The 15,658-nt window shown below is 40.1% G+C and carries 16 protein-coding genes; 15 read left to right on the plus strand and 1 reads right to left on the minus strand.

Annotated features, from left to right (window positions below):
* Positions 1-32: 32 nt before the first annotated feature.
* From IEV36_RS11355 to IEV36_RS11425, 15 genes are all read left to right on the plus strand, one after another.
* Positions 33-536: an Hcp family type VI secretion system effector gene (locus IEV36_RS11355; RefSeq protein WP_004654761.1), complete on the plus strand. Its 504-nt coding sequence runs from the start codon at positions 33-35 to the stop codon at positions 534-536.
* 76 nt (positions 537-612) lie between these two features.
* The gene (gene tssE / locus IEV36_RS11360; RefSeq protein WP_004771197.1) at positions 613-1,089 is read left to right on the plus strand and encodes a type VI secretion system baseplate subunit TssE; all 477 of its coding nucleotides are present in this window, start codon (positions 613-615) and stop codon (positions 1,087-1,089) included.
* 12 nt (positions 1,090-1,101) lie between these two features.
* The gene (gene tssF, locus IEV36_RS11365; protein WP_005256622.1) at positions 1,102-2,910 is read left to right on the plus strand and encodes a type VI secretion system baseplate subunit TssF; all 1,809 of its coding nucleotides are present in this window, start codon (positions 1,102-1,104) and stop codon (positions 2,908-2,910) included.
* A complete protein-coding gene (gene tssG, locus IEV36_RS11370; protein ID WP_005256624.1) occupies positions 2,874-3,869 on the plus strand; it encodes a type VI secretion system baseplate subunit TssG in 996 nt (331 codons plus the stop codon). Before tssF ends, tssG begins: the two co-directional genes overlap by 37 nt.
* Positions 3,869-5,293: a hypothetical protein gene (locus tag IEV36_RS11375; protein WP_005256627.1), complete on the plus strand. Its 1,425-nt coding sequence runs from the start codon at positions 3,869-3,871 to the stop codon at positions 5,291-5,293. Before tssG ends, IEV36_RS11375 begins: the two co-directional genes overlap by 1 nt.
* 28 nt (positions 5,294-5,321) lie before the next feature.
* Entirely contained in the window at positions 5,322-9,131 is a 3,810-nt protein-coding gene (gene tssM, locus IEV36_RS11380; protein ID WP_005256629.1) for a type VI secretion system membrane subunit TssM, read from the plus strand.
* Between the two features lie 37 nt (positions 9,132-9,168).
* Entirely contained in the window at positions 9,169-10,128 is a 960-nt protein-coding gene (gene tagF, locus IEV36_RS11385) for a type VI secretion system-associated protein TagF (protein WP_005256630.1), read from the plus strand.
* 2 nt (positions 10,129-10,130) lie between these two features.
* Positions 10,131-10,898, plus strand: coding sequence for an OmpA family protein (locus IEV36_RS11390; RefSeq protein ID WP_005256633.1), 768 nt, complete (start codon positions 10,131-10,133; stop codon positions 10,896-10,898).
* A gap of 33 nt (positions 10,899-10,931) precedes the next feature.
* Complete coding sequence (locus IEV36_RS11395; protein WP_004771208.1) at positions 10,932-11,195, plus strand: PAAR domain-containing protein; 264 nt, start codon at positions 10,932-10,934, stop codon at positions 11,193-11,195.
* A 184-nt stretch (positions 11,196-11,379) separates the two neighbouring features.
* On the plus strand, positions 11,380-11,790 hold the full coding sequence (locus tag IEV36_RS11400; protein ID WP_005256635.1) for a hypothetical protein: 411 nt from the start codon (positions 11,380-11,382) through the stop codon (positions 11,788-11,790).
* 55 nt (positions 11,791-11,845) lie between these two features.
* Positions 11,846-12,253, plus strand: coding sequence for an NF045616 family extracytoplasmic (lipo)protein (locus IEV36_RS11405; protein WP_005256637.1), 408 nt, complete (start codon positions 11,846-11,848; stop codon positions 12,251-12,253).
* A 244-nt stretch (positions 12,254-12,497) separates the two neighbouring features.
* On the plus strand, positions 12,498-12,911 hold the full coding sequence (locus tag IEV36_RS11410) for an NF045616 family extracytoplasmic (lipo)protein (protein ID WP_005256639.1): 414 nt from the start codon (positions 12,498-12,500) through the stop codon (positions 12,909-12,911).
* Between the two features lie 368 nt (positions 12,912-13,279).
* Positions 13,280-14,050 carry a molybdate ABC transporter substrate-binding protein gene (modA, locus tag IEV36_RS11415; RefSeq protein ID WP_004771214.1) on the plus strand — a complete coding sequence of 257 codons (771 nt, stop codon included), beginning with the start codon at positions 13,280-13,282 and terminating at the stop codon, positions 14,048-14,050.
* A gap of 4 nt (positions 14,051-14,054) precedes the next feature.
* Positions 14,055-14,750 (plus strand): molybdate ABC transporter permease subunit, encoded by a 696-nt coding sequence (gene modB, locus IEV36_RS11420; protein ID WP_032863853.1) that lies wholly within the window; start codon positions 14,055-14,057, stop codon positions 14,748-14,750.
* Positions 14,747-15,364, plus strand: a complete 618-nt coding sequence (locus IEV36_RS11425) for an ATP-binding cassette domain-containing protein (protein ID WP_005256643.1) — start codon at positions 14,747-14,749, stop codon at positions 15,362-15,364. Before modB ends, IEV36_RS11425 begins: the two co-directional genes overlap by 4 nt.
* Here the strand turns inward: IEV36_RS11425 and IEV36_RS11430 are convergent.
* Positions 15,359-15,625 carry a metal/formaldehyde-sensitive transcriptional repressor gene (locus IEV36_RS11430; RefSeq protein WP_005256644.1) on the minus strand — a complete coding sequence of 89 codons (267 nt, stop codon included), beginning with the start codon at positions 15,623-15,625 and terminating at the stop codon, positions 15,359-15,361. The genes IEV36_RS11425 and IEV36_RS11430 overlap by 6 nt on opposite strands.
* Positions 15,626-15,658 lie beyond the last annotated feature (33 nt).

The following is a 15,658-nucleotide window of genomic DNA, read 5'->3' on the forward strand; positions in this document are numbered from 1 at the left end:
ATAACTTTAAATAAAATAGAGGTAATTTTTAAATGAAAGATATATATGTTGAGTTTCGTGGCAAGTACAAGGTAGACGGAGAATCTCGCGATTCTGAACACAAAGGTTGGCTTGAAGTTAACTCTTGGTCTCATAACATTCGTCAACCAAAATCTGCAACTTCAAGTAGCGTTGGTGGTCATACTGCTGAACGTGTTGAACACTCAGACATGATCTTCGTTAAAGATTTGGATGCAACTAGTCCAAAACTTTGGGAAGCTTGTTCAGCTGGTTATACATTTGATGAAGTACAAATCGATTACTACCGTGCAAATGGTGACAAGCGTATTAAGTACTTACAAATCAAATTGAAACACGTTCTTGTTTCAAGTGTAACTCCAACTGTGAATGAGGAAGGCGTTCCTACTGAAACATTTGGTTTGAAATATGCTGCTGTTGAGTGGACATATAACCAACAAGACATTAACGGTACTGCGAAAGGTGCTGTTACTAAGAAATGGTCACTTTCTAACAACACAGCGTCATACGCTGCGTAATAGAAATCGTGATGTTCTAGTAGAGGTTAATAGTTGCCTATTAGCCTCTATTTTTCCAAGATATTGTTCTTAAAAAATGAATTTAGATCATTTATATCCTTACGGTTTTCGGTCAACTTTGTTTGATCGTTTGGTGCCTGAGCAGGAAGATTATTTAAGAGGAATGTCGATTCAGCAATTACGAGAGTCTGTCGCTCGTGATCTGGAAGACTTGCTCAATAGTCGGATTGCACAATTTGATCGTGATATGGATGAATATCCACTCGCCAAGAAATCTATCTTGCAGTTTGGAATTATCGACTTCGTTGGCCTATCAACAGCCAATCCCCTAGATCGGGATAAGATTTGCCAGTCAATTGAGCAGTCAATTGCAGCACATGAGCCAAGATTGAGACAGATAAAAGTAGAAATGTTATTAGATGGTCACAATATGGGTTCACTTTGTTTAAGCATTCAAGCTTACTTAAACATACATCCTTTATATGAGCCGGTGTTCTTTGACGCTTTACTCAAACCTACAACACAACAATATGTTATTTCTGCCAGAACTTAGTGTGAGCGAACTGTGATAGAGCAACTTTTACCGTATTATGAAAAACAACTACAAGAATTCGGTCAACAATCCAGAGAGTTTGCGCAGAAGTATCCAAAAATTGCGCAGCGACTTTCCTTAAATCAGGAACAGATTGATGACCCGCATATTGAACGGTTAATTCAAGCTTTTTCCCTGATCGCTGCACGTATTGATAAAAAATTAGAAGACAGTTACGACGTATTTACTCATTCTTTGTTTGAGGTGATGTTTCCTCAATATTTACGTCATTTTCCCGCGTGTACGGTTGTTAGCTTTGAAGATATTAATAAACTAAAACAGCTTACGGCTGCCCATATTATTCCGCAAAAAACAGCTTTGAAATCGCGTAGCTTTAAAGGGGTTCAATGCGAGTTTAATACCACCAATGATGTTCGCTTATTGCCGATTTCATTGATACAGTTAGAGTTTCAAACCTCGCCAAGTACCCACATGCATTTGAACCAGAATGCCACTTTGAGCCTGAAATTTGAAATTTTTAATGATGCACAAAAGTGGATGTTAGATGAGAAATTGCCGATTTATCTGGATGCAATTTCAAACTTTCCGTTGCAGGTTCTGGACAGTATTTTCCGCAAAGATACTGGCTTCGCCCTACGTGTTGGGCAGCATGTGGTAGAAATCAGTAATCCATTTGAGGTGATGGGTTTTACGGAGCAGGAAAGCTTGTTACCGATTGATCAGCATACCCATCATGCTTATCGTTTACTGATGGAATATTTTTGCTTCCCTGAAAAATTCAATTATCTGAATCTGGATTTAAGCCGCTTAAAAGGATTGCTTAACCAGCAAAATCAGTTTGAAATCCTGATTCATCTCAAACTGAATTTAAATGATCAGGCGGTAGTACGGAATTACTCTGAGCTGAATATCGCAAACTTTAAGCTATTTACCACACCTGCCATAAATCTGTTTGAAAAACAGGCTGAGCCGCAGAAAATTTCTCATACCCAATTGCAATATCCATTGATCACCGATGCGCATCATCCTGAGCTTTATCAGGTCTATTCGGTGATTGAAATGAATATGGTACGTGAGAAAACCAATCAGGAACAAACTCATCTTCCTGTATTGCCATTTTTTGCGATGAGTCATTACCAAAACGATAAAGTACAGTTCTTTTATTCGCTGAATTACGTGCCTGCACAAAATAAAACCACACAAATGGGCTATTCAATCGTTTCAAAACATTTGAAACCTTATGAAATTAAATCAGATTTTATTAGTACCCGCTTACTTTGCTCAAACGGTGATTTGCCGCATGAGGCTTTAAGCCAAAGTAATAATATCCTGAATCTGAATGACAGCAGTCTGGCGCGACGTGCATTGATTTTAAAGCGTCCGACATCGCCTTTCCATTTTGACAAAAATAAAAATGAACAGTGGCGTATTATTTCCCATCTTTCACTCAATACTTTGGCATTGATGAAAGGGGATGCCTTGAGTCATGTCAAAGAGTTGTTGGCCTTATATAATTTACCGCATTCAAAAGAAAATATTTTACTCATTGATGCGCTTAAGCAGCTGAGCTTTTCAACCACCAATAAACTGGTGAACTCTAAACCTTTCCCGATGTTTATTCGCGGGGTTAAGGCCGAACTTGCCGTCAACAAGAGCGTATTTAGAGGCCATAGTTTATATATTTTCAGTCAATTGCTTAGCCATATTTTCAATCTGAAAGTTCAGATTAACAGTTTTGTCGATGTGGTCGTGAAAGACAGTCTTAATCAGCAGGAGATATACCAATGCGTGCAGAACGTTGGTGGCAAGACTCTTCTGTAGTCGACCAGATTTTTAAAAAAGCAGGCTCATTTGAGTTTATTCAGTCGACGCGTTTATTACGTCATTTACCTGTACCATCTCGTCAGCAGGACTGGTCTGATGACTTTAAGTTTGGAACGTCATTCAGCCTAAGTTTCCCTGCGACCGAAATTGAAGAGCTGAGCTATCAGGATGAGCGTATTCATTTAACCAATCTGGTGGTCGGTCTCACCGGTACACAGGGTGCACTACCTTATACCTATACCAATAAATTAAAGCAGAGTTCGCGTCAGCAACGTCAGGAAATTAAAGCATTTTTAGGCTTGTTTAACCATAAGCTCACGACAAAATATGTCGATGCCAGCATTGCCTATAATCTCCCTGTTCGCTATGAGATTGAGCAAAAAAATCATTATCTCGATATTTTACATGCCTTAAATGGTTATATTCGTTCCCAGCACGAACAGCATGATCTGGATGAATATTTTGCTGAATTTTCTGGTTTGATGCAGGGGCAGAATAATACTGCGCATGCCTTGAAAACCATTTTGGGACGTGTCTTTGATACCCAAGTCCAGATTCAGGAATTTATCAAAGAAAAATTCCAGTTGGGCGATGAACAGAAAACCACTTTAGGCGGTAGTCATCCAAGTTTACTGGGCATTAATACTTTCTGCGGGGATACTGTTGAGCAAATTGACGGAAAAATTGAAATTCAAATTGGCCCACTAAACCGCGAACAATATCTGGCTTTTTTACCGAATCAACCGCTGAATAAAAAATTAAAAGATCTGATCCAGACCTGGTGTAGCCCGACACTGTTTATTGATGTGCGGTTAATTCTCGATAAAAATGAAATCAGTCCGATTTGTCTGGATTCATCTCATGAAATGGGCTTGGGTCAGGGTGCATTTTTAATGCCATCGGTACAGTTACAACATAACAGTGAAACGCGTTATGCGCTTTTAGGAGCTGCATAATGATTAAGAAAATACTCGCGACTTTAATCACCTGTTTTATTCTGGTTGCACTGATTGTGATCTTCTATTGGAGAGATACGCAATATTTACCTGAATCAGCTGACCTGATTAATTACTTCCTGATTCTGCCTATTGTCATTACATTTGTATTGCTTTCGCCTTGGTTGATTTATAAAGGCTACCAAAAATATAAAGAGAAAAAGCAACAAGCTTTGGCCGCTGAGCAAAATAACAATACAGCAGAAGATGAGCAAGCACCTGTCGCACAAGAAAGTAAGTGGTTGAATGTTAATTTATATTCCGCTGCGGCTTATAGTGCATTAGGTGAAAATGATGCCATCCTGACAGGGATTAAAGAATTTGCCAGTCCACAGCTCGATCCACATTTATTGAGCTTTCAGGGATTGCCGATTTTATCCTATCGTATTGAAGAGCTGGATCAGCAAGTCCGTCAGGATGAAGAGGATGAATCGCAGTTTTTATCTATTCGGCAACAGCGGATCATGGCGCTGATTCAGCATCAGATTGAACAGCACAGTGATATTCTAGTTTCTATTTCAGACCATTTAAAACGGTCTAGTCTGTTTTATGAAAGCCAGAATTTGCATGAATATCGTATGCATCCTGCATGGATTGACCCGAGTTTTTCAGGAGAAGAGCACAGTGAAGAGATTCAGATCGAACAGGTTTACCGCTTAGATAAGTTAAATTTACATATTTTGCTGTCTGAGGATGTTGTTCATACATGGAATGACCAAAGTAGTAATGAAATGATCCAGACGATTTTCTATGATCTGGGCATCATTCCACAAAAATTCCATATTGAATATCATTTTATCAGTGCAGCATCGACGGATCAGAATGTGGTCGAGTTAATCGAACGGATTCAAAAGCAGCCCAATGAAATTTCATTGATCATTACTGCAGACTCGGAAATTGATCAGGAAATCGTAGATGAAAAGGTATGGGGCTTGAGTGCCTATACGCCTGCTGAATTTGTCGGTAGTAGTTGTGTGGCGCATCCAGATGTACAGCTGCTACAGCAACAGCCTTTAAAAACGTTAAAGCTGGTCTCTCATCAAAATAATTTAGACCAAATATTCAAAGAGCTAGAAATACATGATTTACCACAATACCAAGATGAAGAACCTTTTGTACTGGTGGTCGAGGATGGCACCGATATCAAGGTGGTCAAAAAGCTGGATCAGTTTTTTGCACAAAGCCCAGTAGAGCAGCATCATTATTTATATTGTAAACCTGCTGCTGGGAATACCCAGAACGTGGCAAAAGTTTTTGGATTGATGTTGGGGGCACATCTTCCAGATCAACAGGTTGCCTTTGTTTATGGACAAAATTTAAAAGCATTTATTCAAACTTTCCCAGAGATCTCACCAGATCAGGAAAGTGTAGCAATTGCTGATTGATTAACTTTATTAAGAATTTGAGAACTCAATGTATACCATTTTAGGTTATCTGTGGCAGTACATCACTAATCCTAAGGCAATCATTGCTTTGTCCTTATTTGTGGCGCTTATTTCTTCATATTCGTCGATTCCGCGTCATATCTTCTGGGCGCTGGCGGCGACTTATGCTTTTGGCCTGATTGTGTATGGAATTTACTGGTTGATCCAGCGAAAACGCCATGCGGAACAAGGTGAGGAACTTGCCAATGCGATTGAGCAGGACAGCAAGGCTGAATACGGACAACAAAAAGATAAAGCCGAACTACAGCTAATCCAGCAGCAGATGAAAGAATCGATCCAGTTGATTCGCAAATCTAAACTGGGCGATAAAAAGGGCAATGCCGCTTTATACGAATTGCCTTGGTATATGGTGATTGGTAACCCAGCCGCAGGTAAGAGTTCGGCAATTTATAATTCTGGATTAAAGTTCCCATTTGAAGAAACCCATCAAAAGATGGTGTCAGCTGGGTTGAGCGGTACACGTAACTGTGACTGGTTCTTCTCAACAGAAGGGATCTTGCTCGATACTGCAGGCCGTTATTCGGTGTACTCGGAAGATCATTCTGAATGGTTGGGTTTCTTAAATATCTTGAAGAAGAACCGTTCTAAGGCACCTGTGAATGGTCTGATCGTGATTGTCAGTATTGCTGAATTGATCAGCCAAAGTCCTGAAAACTCATTGAAACTAGCCAAGAATTTACGTGCCCGTATTCAGGATTTAACCGAGCGACTTGAAGTTATTGTTCCTGTTTATCTAGTGTTCTCTAAAATGGACTTGATTGCAGGTTTTACCGAGTTCTTCGATTGTTATGAATCACAGGAATACAATCAGGCTTGGGGCGCAACGCTGCCGTATGAGCAAAACTCATCTCAGAATGCCGTCGAATTATTCGAAAAACATTACAGCATTCTTTACGATGGTCTCAAAAGCGTCAGCACCACGCATTTAAGTCGTCGTCATTCGCAAAATATTTCTCCAAGTGTGATGACATTCCCACTGGAATTTAAAACCTTAAAACCTGCATTAAAAAGCTTTATCGGCACTTTGTTTGAAGATAACCCGTATCAGTTCCAACCTGTGTTCCGTGGTTTTTATTTCACTAGTGCTTTGCAGGAAGGCATTATTGAAAGTCCAATGACGGAAAATATTGCACAAGAGTTCCAGCTTCAGCAGATTCAGGCCAATGGTCAGGAGGGCGTGAGTCCATCTCTTGCACCAAATCACGGCTATTTCTTACAAGGTCTATTCTCCAATGTTATTTTGCGAGATAAGGACTTGGTCAAACAGCATATTAATCCTGCGAAAAAGCGTCAGCGCTATATTGGGTTTATTGCAGCACTGGTGGGCGTTTCACTGGTCTTGGGTGTATGGGTGTGGTCATATCGCAATAACCAGCAATTGATTGCAGATGTGCAGGCCGATTTAGATAAAGTGGTGCATTTGGAAAAAGCCTCAGGTCAACAGCTTTCAACCCAGCTTGAAGCTTTACTGATCTTGCAGGAACGCTTGCAACAGCTGGATGAGTTCAACGATCATCGTCCACTCAAATTTAGCTTTGGTTTGTACCAAGGCAATCAGTTGCGTGAGAGCTTAAAAGCAGAATACTTAAAAGGGATCAAGCAGATTGTTTTGACGCCGACCCAACAAAATATTGCTCAGTATCTGCAACGTGTAAAAAATAATGAAGCAACCTTGAAAGCCAACCACGTTAATGTGGAAATCAAACAGGTTGCCAAGACTCAACAATATCTGGAGCCTTCGGACAGTAATCCGCAAGATGCCTATAATGCATTAAAAGCATACTTAATGATGAGCAATCCAGAATATATGGATAGCAGTCATTTAAGTGATCAGGTGTCGCGTTTCTGGCGTTCTTGGCTGGATGCCAACCGTGGTCAGATGCCGCGTGGCGAAATGATTCAGGATGCGGAAAAAATTCTTTCTTATGCCATGACATTGGCAAATCAGGAAGGTTTCCCTGTACTTGAAACAGATGCGCAAGTGGTTGATCAAACACGTCAGGTACTGTTGTCAGTCATTCGTGGTATGCCAGCACGTGACCGTGTTTATAACGAAATCAAGATGCGTGCAGCAGTCCGTTTCCCTGCGGTGACAGTGGGACAGATCGTCGGTGAGCAAAACCGTTCAATTGTATTGGGCAGCTATGCATTACCAGGTGTGTTTACACAAAAAGCATGGGATGAATATGTTGAAAAAGCGATTGATGAAGCTGCGAATAAACCAACAGACAGTAAAGACTGGGTGTTGAATAGCCGTCAATCTGATGATTTAACCTTCTCGGGTAGCCCGGAGCAGATTCGCAAACAGCTGGTTGCATTGTATAAGCAGGAATATGTGACGGAATGGAAGAAGTTCCTGAGCGGTATTTATTATGCCAAAGCCGTTCAGTTTAGCCAGCAAGTCAAGACCATTGATATCTTGGGTGAACCACAAAACTCACCAATCCGTACGTTATTACAACGTATTGCTATCGAGACCAACTGGGATAATCCGATTGTACAGGCTGAGCTTGCTGTACCTGAAAAAGGTTTTGTGGCTTGGTTCAAGCGTAAAGTATTGAACAACTCGGATGATAGAGCTGCTGCTCAAGCGGTGAATAGAGCGCAGGGTGCGATTTCTCAAGAATACCAGATGTTCTATCAATTGGTTCGTAAGCGCGATGATTTACAAGATAAATCTCTGTTTGATGAATACATGAATAATCTTGCGCAAGTACGCAGCAAGTTCAATGATCTGAAAACAGCAGGCGAGATTGGCCCAAGCGCGATGGCCTTGGTGAAACAAACCATCAATGACCAAACTTCAGTTTTCAACATCACCCAAAAATATGTGGATGAGAAAATGATGGTAGGTCTTAAAGATACCGATCAGCAATTATTACAAAAACTGTTGATGGGACCGTTGACTCAATCATTTGCCAGCTTGATTGCACCGACACAAGATGAGTTAAACAAATTGTGGGGTATTCAAGCGTATCAACCATTTAAAACCAATTTGAGCCAGAAGTATCCATTTAACTCAAGTGTGACTTTACAGGCAACCAGTAATGAAATTGGTCAGATCTTTGGTGAAACAGGTAGCATTGCACGCTTTGTCAAAGAAGCCTTAGATCCATTTGTGATTCGCCGTGGCTATGTGTTGACTTCTAAAACTTGGAAAGATCTAGGTATTAGCCTGAACCCACAATTTGTGATGGCATTCCAGCAATATGTCGCACCAATCAATGGTATGGCAACCGGTAGTCTGGATCAGCCAGCCGCTGCGCCTGTGTCAAATCAGTCGAACTTCCAGTTCTATCCATTACCGAATCCACAGTACTTGTCGTACACCATTGACATCGATGGTCAGCGTATGGTGTTTGAAAATGGCATTCAGCAATGGGTGAACTTCGTATGGCCAAATCAGGGTGCGATTCCAGGTGCTCGCATTACAGCAGTGGATCTTGAAGGCAAGACCCATACCATTTTCGAAGAGCCAGGCGAATATGGGATTAACCGTTTAATCGATGCGGCACAGCGTAAAGAGCAAAATGGTAGCTTTGAAATGACATGGACCAGCAAAGCTGAACCATCGTTAACCTTAAAAGTGAACTTCCGCCTGATTAGTGGTAATAGCTCAGGCAATATCGGCTCAAGCCGTGGTTATGCTGGCCTGCAACTGGTAGATAAAGTGGTGACAGAAAAAGCGGTACGTGTGGTTTCTGCGCAGGCAACCCCTGCGGGTGCTGCACCTAAACCACAACCAGCTGCACCTGCTCAGCAGGGAGTAACACCGTAATGTTAGGGACAATCACGGAACATCAGGAGGTGCTGGGATGCAACAAGTAAAGACGACACCTTTGTATTACGGAAAGACACCCGCGCGTGGTGACTTTCTAAAATCCAAAGGACAATATGCGTTGATTCAGGTGCTTGATCAATGGATCACAGAAGCACTTGAACATGCCATGCGCGCGCCTGACTTCAAACAACGTTATGAGTCTTTGCCTGCCTTAGATTTCTTTATCGCCAATCCTGCTGAGCCAATGTTTCTGGCCGCCAACCTGATTGCCAGTCAGGACAGCTCAGGGCGAGCATTTCCGATGGTGTTAAGCCAGCTACTGGAAGTTGAACAACCGTATCAGAATCTCTTGCTGGCGCCGTATTATTACAAGTCGGTATTGGTTGATTTGTTTCAGCGTAATCGAGTATTACGCAGTATCCGTGATACCAACATCATGCTGGAAAAGCTGAATAATCTGCCAAACACGGTTCAGTTATTTACGCCGACCGAATGTAATGGTTTCTATGAAAATCATACCATGCACTCATTTGCGCAATTGATGAAAATCAATGTCTATGAACTTGCGCAAAGCATGATTGGTCTGGGGCTATTACTGCAACCGATTTTAAAGAATGGCACCAGTCGCTTAAACAAGGTATTGATCCTGCCGATCAATAATCATATGTATTGCTATGAAATTGCTGCCTTTTGGGTAGGCATGATTGGACGATTCTTAGGAATTAACAATACTGAAATCCTGATTGGTATCTTGCATCGTGAGGAACCGATTCTATTTATTGGTTTTCAGGGAGCAGATATCATGGCATTGAGCGATATCTTTACCCAGAATATGCAGAGTGAACACTGGGTTTCATTGATTCAGGCGCAATGGATCGATGCTTATCTGGAGCAAAATGCTGGCCTTGCTACACTCGAACAATCACTTTGTCAGCGTCAGATGAGCCTTAACCAAGGCTTAAAGCTATTTCGACAAACTTTTTTAGATGAATAAATATGAGAAATAATTCGAAATCTTTATGGGCTGGTTTAGTCTTTGGTTTAACCGTCTTAGGCCAAAGCGCAGTGCTCAATGCGGCTCCGATCGTCGTGGAAGGTGTGGTGCCGAATGATGCCAGCAAACAGGCAATTCTGGTCAAGATGCAGTCTGTTTATGGTGCAGATCAAGTGGTCGATAAAATACAGGTTCGTCCAGTTTCAGCGCCAAATGGATGGAGTGATTCCGTAACGCGTGTGATTACACCTGACTTGAAAAAAGTTAAGCAGGGGCAATTGCGTGTGAGAGGAACACAAGTTGAATTAACGGGAAAAATGACTGATCCTAATGATATTCAGCCGACCACCAATAATTTTCAGGCTTTAGTCCAGCAGCCATATCGTTTTAATGCACAGCTTTCTGTGAATCAGGCAGAGCAAAAAATTATCGATGATGCACTTAAGAATCGAATCATTGAATTTGAATCAGGCAGTGCAATTCTGACTGCGGCAGGGCAACAGATTCTCGATGAAATGGCAGTGGCTTTAAACAAGGTTGGCGGCAAGAAAGTCAAAATTATTGGGCATACCGATAGCTCTGGCGATGCCAATAAAAATACGGTGTTAAGTCAGCAGCGTGCTGCAGCGGTACAAAGTTATCTGGTCGGTAAAAGTATTGCTGCCGACCGTTTGAGTACGGAAGGTAAGGGTTCTAGCCAACCCGTTGCTGATAATGCAACAGCAGATGGACGTCGTAAAAACCGTCGAATTGAATTTGAAGTGCTTTAACAGTTTAAATACCTACATGCGAGGGATGTGATTATGGCAACACCCTATATTGTTGTTGGTTGTCCAACCACGGGCGGTGGACAAGTCATTAGTGGAAACAGTAGCTTTTTGATTGAGGGTATTCCGATTGCCTGTGTGGGCGACAAGGCGACCTGTCCAAAGCATAAAACGGTTGCTACGATTGTGGCGGGTGACCCAAATATGCAGGTGATGGGCAAAGCAGCAGCACGCGTGAATGATCCTTTATCATGTGGTTGCAAGTTGTTGCCGAAGCAGAGTTTGGCGGTTAGAGGCTAAATAAATTTTAAAGCTCTTTGATGTCTCAACGGGCTTTAATTTCTACTATAACTTAAGAAATTGGTTGAATCATTAACATTGATATAACAGGTAAAAGCCTCTATTGGTGTTTCCGAGAAAGTAGTTAGTTGCTTGAATTTTTTATTTTTCGAATGAGGCTTATATTGTTTTGAAACGGGCTTCTATGATCTTGTTATTGACTTTTCTTTGGGGGTGCAAAGAAAAGCAAGTGGAAGATTTTAAATATGAATTTTATGGGAGTAAGATTTGTGCTTTAAAAACAAATGATATGAGAGCGGCTAATGAGTTTGGGCTATTAGATAGTTCATTTAAGTATAAAGAAAATATTTTTGATGAAAAACTATCAGTTGATATATATGGCGAAAGTTTAAAAAATTTATCTAATAAACAAAGTAAGTATATTTTCTGTTTTGACCCATTGAAAGTAAAATATAATAGTTTAGAAACACAAATTAGACTAGAGATTAAAAAAGGTAAATATTTGAGGCAGTATGAATTTATAAATTATTCATGCTTGTCGGGACGTGATTCTAAGTTGAATTTATCGAAAAATGAAATTGTTAAATGTAAATAAAGTGGGAAGGGTTATGAGTGGTAGTAAATATTGATTGTCTTTTAGTTTTTCAAATATGAATAAATATACTTTATTTGTTTTTCTTATTATTCTTGCATGCTTAACTGGATGTAATCCACAAAGTAAGGGTCTTGAGGTAAAACTTAATCAGGATAATTTATGCGTATCTACGAATAATCCCAAAACCTATTATGGTACTGATAATACGTTCCTCATTTATTTAGGTAAGATTGACTACAAGAAAGATTTTAAAAGTACTTATGAAAAACTATACACCAATACTCCTCTGCCTATAGACGAAAAAAATTGTGTTGCAATACCATTAAACGAAATTGAACGTAATATTGCTTATGAAATTATTTTAGATACAAATAAAAGCTTTCATACAAGTATTTGTGTTATGGATAAAGGTAATAAGCTAGAGGTTAAATATCTTGAGCCAGGGAAATCAACTTGTAATTAATTTATAATATATCTAACCAATTTTTAACTGGTCTAATAAAATAATAAAAATATTTTATGAGTTCGATTTTGGGTAATAGGGACGGTTAGTAGAGTTTTGGTTTGATGCATGTTATTTACAAGAGGTTAGACCGGGAAGATTACATCATCAGCGCAGTTTAAAACTTTTAGATCACATAGAAAGAATCTTTATAGATTTTATTCTAAATCCATATGATAAATCATTATTGCTGAGATCATAAAAGATGAAGTCTACATATTTAAATCTATTATTTTTTTTGGGTTTTTGTGTTTTTATCACTGGATGTAATCCTCAAAGTAAGGATCTTGAGGTAAAACTTAATCAGGGTAATTTATGCGTATTTAAGAATAATCCTAAAACCGATTATGGATATGATAGTAGTATTGTTATCTCTACAGGTAAAGTAGATCATACAAAAGAATTTCAAAGTAATTATGAGCAGCTTTATAAAAATGGAGTATTGCCTATAAATGAAAAAAGCTGTACCAAGGTACCTATAGATATTTTTGAAAAAAATGTTGTATATGAAATTACTTTGGAAACAAATAAAATTTATCATAGAAGTATTTGTCTGCTGGAGAGCAATGGGCGGATAGACATAAAATATATTGATCCTGATAAAACTATATGTGAATAATCTAAAAAGAAAGGGTGTCTCAAGTATTTAATATAGTTTTTTTATTTAGTCCGTAAAGTTGAAAGAAAATCAGAGATAGTAAATCATATTGCTGGTCCATTTGTTACTGTCTCATTCCTAAGATAACAACTCCTGTTATCCACTCAAGATAGACGACGTCTATTCAGCATCATTAACTTGATGTTTGAATAGACGTTTTTTTGTTTTTGCATCTAAAAATACTGATCACAACACATAACGTTCGATACTTGATGACGTTACAAACAGATGAATGATTAAGAAGAACAAGACTAGCGAATTGTTATTTTTAGTGTATCTTTATTAAGCGATATATTTTTGAAAACATATCGAAATTTGAGGACAGAATAATGTCAATAACGATGAAAAAGACCTATCAATACTGTGCAGTTTTAGCCACCAGTTTATTTATCCATACGCATGCGTTTGCGGGGAATACCATCACTGTTTATGCAGCGGCCAGCTTGACTAATGCAGTGAATGAACTTGAGAATCTGTATGAGCAAAAAAATAAAACTGAAGTCAAAACCTCTTATGCGGGGTCTTCAACCTTAGCTAAACAGATTGAAGCAGGCGCGCCAGCAGATGTATTTATGTCGGCTGATGTACAATGGATGGATTATTTACAGAATAAACAGTTGGTTGTGCCAACAGATCGCATCAATCTATTAGGCAATCGTTTAGTGGTGATTACACCTAAAGATCGTCCGATTAAATTAAAAATGGATAAAAGTGTTGATCCAACCAAAGCCATTCAAGGCAAGCTCTGTACAGGCGACACCAAAAGTGTGCCTGTGGGGAAATATGCAAAACAGGCTTTAACCTCACTCGGTTGGTGGGAGAAACTTGAACCACGACTGGTTGAAACCGAAGATGTACGTGCTGCGTTGAACTTTGTCGCACGTGGTGAATGTCAGGTTGGGATCGTTTACGCGACAGATGCTGCGATCAGCAAAGATGTCGTAGTTGCAGGAATCTTCCCTGAGAATACCCATCCACCGATTATCTATCCTGTGGGTCTGATCAAGAAAAATGCGGATTCAGTCAAATTCTACAAGTTTCTGCAAAGTGGGCAGGCAAAGGCCGTATTTAAAAAATATGGCTTTAGTGTGTTGCAGTAACTGAATGATGATCTTGAGTCCTGAAGAAATCGAAGTATTGAAGCTGTCATGCAAAGTGGCGGCAGCGTGTTTGCTGTTTAGCCTTATTCCGGCAACGCTGGTCGCTTGGGTTTTGGCGCGTAAAGAATTTTGGGGTAAATCACTGTTTGAGACGCTGGTGTATTTACCTTTGGTTTTACCGCCTGTAATTCCGGGTTATTTATTACTGCAATTGTTTGGTAATCGAGGATTATTTGGACAATATCTTGCGCCACTTGGTTTGGAGTTTGCCTTTAACTGGAAGGGCGCTGTATTAGCCTCTGCGGTGATGGGTTTTCCATTGTTGGTGCAATCGATCCGACTGGCAATTGAACTGGTCGACCAGCGCTTGGAAATGGCTGCGAAGACTTTGGGGGCTTCTTCCTTTGGCGCATTTATGCAGGTGACATTACCGCTAGCTAGTAGCGGGATTTTGGTGGGTGGGATTTTATGTTTTTGCCGAAGTTTAGGTGAGTTTGGAGCAACGATTACTTTTGTGGGGAATATTGCGGGTGAAACCCGTACTTTACCTTTGGCAATGTATAGTCTGATGCAACAACCTGATACTGAAGCAGCATTGTGGCGATTGATTATTTTGTCATTGTCGGTAGCGTTCTTCGCCTTGTGGTTTGCCCAGTGGTTTAACCGTTACCAAAAAAATAAGCGGGGTCACTCAGCATGATTGATTGTCATATCCAACTGCAACAAGGGCAATTTTGTCTGGATCAACGCTATCAATCTGATCAGCCTGTGATTGGCTTATTTGGAGCTTCTGGCTCAGGAAAAACTACGATTTTACATAGCATTGCAGGTTTAATTCGGCCGCATTCTGGCTGGATTCGAGTTCAGGATCAGACGTGGTTTGATCAAGCTCAGAAAGTTAATCTCAGCACACAACAGCGTCGGGTCGGGCTCGTCTTTCAGGATGCACAGTTATTTCCGCATAAAAATGTTAAACAGAATTTACTGTTTGGTTTTAAGCATATTGCACTACAGCAACGTCAATTTGAACTGGACTATATGATTGAGCTGCTCAAATTGGGACATTTGATTGAACGTATGCCGATTAAGTTGTCAGGAGGGGAAAAACAGCGAGTGGCTTTAGGGCGAGCTTTGCTGTATTCACCGCAATTGCTGTTACTAGATGAACCTCTTTCTGCGTTGGACACGGCACATAAAGCAGAGATCATTCCTTTTTTTCAACGTGTGAAAGAGGAGGTGAAAATACCGATGCTCTATGTCAGTCATGATCGATCTGAAATCGAACAGCTTACTAACGAAATTTGGCACTTATAAATAGCGTTGCAATAATGCAAGAAACTGTTGGACTTCCTCATCATTAACGTGATCAGCATCTTTAAGCACATGCTCTTTTAAATGCTGTTCAATCAGTTGATTCATTAGGCCATTCACAGCACCTTTAACCGCAGCGACTTGTTGCAAAACTTCGATACAGGAACTTTCAGGACTTGAAAGTGACTTTTCAACGGCATTGAGCTGTCCTTGAATCCGTTTAACCCGATTTAAAATTTTTTTATCATGATGCAGATGAGCCATACTTTTTTTCCTAAAAAATATATACTGGGGTGG

The sequence above is a fragment of the Acinetobacter vivianii genome, assembly GCF_014635885.1.
GTDB lineage: Bacteria > Pseudomonadota > Gammaproteobacteria > Pseudomonadales > Moraxellaceae > Acinetobacter > Acinetobacter vivianii.